The following is a 1,818-nucleotide window of genomic DNA, read 5'->3' as shown; positions in this document are numbered from 1 at the left end:
GCGTCGGCGGAGCGCAGCAGCGCGGGCACCTCCTCGCGCCGCACCCGGCCGGGCAGCCGCACGCGACTGGCGACGCCCAGCTCGGCGGCGCGGGCCCGAGCCCGGTCGATGCCGCGCGCGTCCCCGCCCAGCACCACCAGTTCCGCCTCGGGCAGCGACCGCAGCGCCCACAGCAGGTCGTCGACCCCGCGCTCCGGGGCCAGGTCGTTCACCGCCACCAGCCGCTGCGGGGCCCAGCGCGGCGCGGCCGGGCCCTCGGGGTCGAACCGGGCGCGGTCCACCCCGGACGGCACCACGGAGATCCGCTGCCTCGGCACGCCCAGCCTCGCCAGCTCGGCCAGCTCCGCCCCGCTGGACGCGATCACCGCCGCGGCCTCCTTGCCCACCAGGCGCTCGGTGCTCGCCCGCTGCGGGTCGGAGCCGGGGTCGGCCAGGGAGTGGAAGCTCTGCACCACGGGCGTGCCCGTGCGGCGGGCGCCCAGGAGCGCGGCCAGCCCGGAGGTCCAGTGGTGGGCGTGCACGACGTCGGGGGCGTCGTCCTGCCAGCGGCGGGCCAGCGCGCGGGCGAAGTCGCCGAGGTGCGCGGACGGGTCGGCCGCCCGGCGGGCCACCGCCGACAGCTCCACCACCTCGTAACCGCGCGCCCGCGTGGCCTCCCGACCGGCCTCGCCCGACGTGTGCACCACGACCTCGTGGCCCGCCGAGGCGAGCGCGGCGGCCAGTTCCGCCACGTGCACCCGCAGCGCGCCGCCGTTCCCGGCGTGCAGGGGGTTGGCTGATTCGGACACCAGGGCGATCTTCACGGGTGCACCTCTCGGTTGCCGGTCGACTGGCGAGCCCGGCTGGGCAGAGAGGAACCACGACGAAGACGACAGCCCTCACCCAGCCGGTGAAACGGCTGCTGGGCTGAACCGTCCGCAATCCAACCGTAACCGAACGGCCGTCCGGTGCAACTCGCACACGGGTGGGATGACGCACGGTTGCGATCACCGCTGGACGGGGTAACCCGCGCGCACCACACGGAGGGAGCGACGCATGACCAGCGCAGGCATGACCGCCGCCGAGCTGCACACCTCGATCGCCACCGCCGCGGAGGCCGGGGTGGTGGTGGACGGGGCCGAGTCGGGCGAGCTGCCCACCGGTCTCCCCGCGCACCTGGGCGGCCGGGGCGGCGGGTGGGCGCCCGAGGACCTGTACGCCGCTGCCCTCGCCTCCTGCCTGCACCAGACCGTCGTGCGGATGGCCGCGAGCGGCGGGCACAGCACCACCGGGAGCTCGGTGAGCGCGGCCGTGGGGCTGCGGCACGACGGGGCGGAGCGGCTGGACTTCGAGGTGCGGTTCAAGGTCGAGCTGCCCGGTGTCGCGGACGAGGCGGCGCGGCGGGACCTGGTCGACCTGTCCGTCTCGCACTGCCCGATGGTGGGCGGCTGGCCGGTTGACGTCGCGTGATCCCCGTCCGACGGGCGGGTGTCACCCGGTAGAGAACCGGAGCGGCGCGGGCGCTGTGTTCTTCAACGTCCCCGCGCCGCTCCGGGGCGAACCACCAGGGGTGATCCTCGCCGCAGTAGAACGCGCGCACGCGGCACCAGCGTGGTACCCGACATCCCCTGCGGCCAATCACCGGATCGGCGACCTCTTCCGCCGGGGTCGGCGGCGCGGCTCAGCGGTGCGGGTGCTCGCCCGCTTGGCCCTCGCCGAACTGCTCCGGTCCGGGGTAGGCGCCCCTGGCCCGCTCGACGGCGGTCGTCGCGATCCCGAGCGCCGCCATGCCGAGGCCGAGCGCCAGGTGCAGCAGGTTGTCGGCGGCGTTGAACGGCA

Annotated in this window: 2 protein-coding genes; one reads left to right on the top strand and one right to left on the bottom strand. The window is 76.0% G+C overall.

Translation table 11 applies throughout. The features are described 5' to 3' along the window. Positions 1-803: glycosyltransferase (locus ACTUAL_RS23970; RefSeq protein ID WP_440901831.1), on the bottom strand; the 803-nt coding region annotated here is incomplete at its 3' end. Positions 804-1,035: 232 nt separating this feature from the next. Here ACTUAL_RS23970 and ACTUAL_RS23965 point away from each other — a divergent pair. Continuing rightward, entirely contained in the window at positions 1,036-1,449 is a 414-nt protein-coding gene (locus tag ACTUAL_RS23965; protein WP_015800729.1) for an OsmC family protein, read from the top strand. Positions 1,450-1,818 lie beyond the last annotated feature (369 nt).

It is taken from the genome of Actinosynnema sp. (assembly GCF_052038725.1).
This window is presented reverse-complemented; position numbering and strand designations above follow the sequence as displayed.

Bases quoted from the DNA above. Each gene is read 5' to 3' on its own strand.
- ACTUAL_RS23965 (WP_015800729.1), top strand. From the start codon at position 1,036: ATGACCAGCGCAGGCATGACCGCCGCCGAGCTGCACACCTCGATCGCC.